The following is a 536-nucleotide window of genomic DNA, read 5'->3' on the forward strand; positions in this document are numbered from 1 at the left end:
GGCGATCCGCAGACGGTGGAACAGCTGGCGGAACTTGGCTTTCGTGACGGTAGCTACTGTGCGGAAAGCATTATCGGCAGTTGTGCGCTATCGCTGGCAACGATGCCAGGGCAGCCGACAAAAACCTCTGGCGATCAGCATTTTAAGCAGGCGCTGCATCCGTGGTCGTTCTGCTCGACGCCGGTCTTCGATNGGCGATCAGCACTTTAAAAAAGCGCTACATCCGTGGTCGTTCTGCTCAACGCCGGTATTTGATAACCACGGGCGACTGTTTGGCTCCATCTCGCTGTGCTGCCTGGTGGAACATGAGTCCGTTTCCGATCTCTCCCTGACGCTGGCGATTGCCAGAGAAGTCGGCAACTCTTTGCTGACTGATAGCCTGCTGGCCGAATCTAACCGCCATCTGAATCAGATGTACGGACTGCTGGAAAGCATGGATGATGGCGTGATGGCGTGGAACGAGCAGGGCGTTCTGCAATTTCTTAATGCCCGTGCCGCTTTGCTTTTACATCTGGATGCACAGGCCAGCCAGGGTA

General features: G+C 55.7%; 1 pseudogene. It reads left to right on the top strand.

Annotated features, from left to right (window positions below):
• A pseudogene (locus FDX22_RS26450) lies at positions 1 to 536 on the top strand (PAS domain-containing protein); the annotation flags it as partial.

The sequence above is a fragment of the Citrobacter sp. TBCS-14 genome (assembly GCF_005280805.1).
In the GTDB taxonomy this organism is placed as follows: domain Bacteria; phylum Pseudomonadota; class Gammaproteobacteria; order Enterobacterales; family Enterobacteriaceae; genus Citrobacter; species Citrobacter gillenii.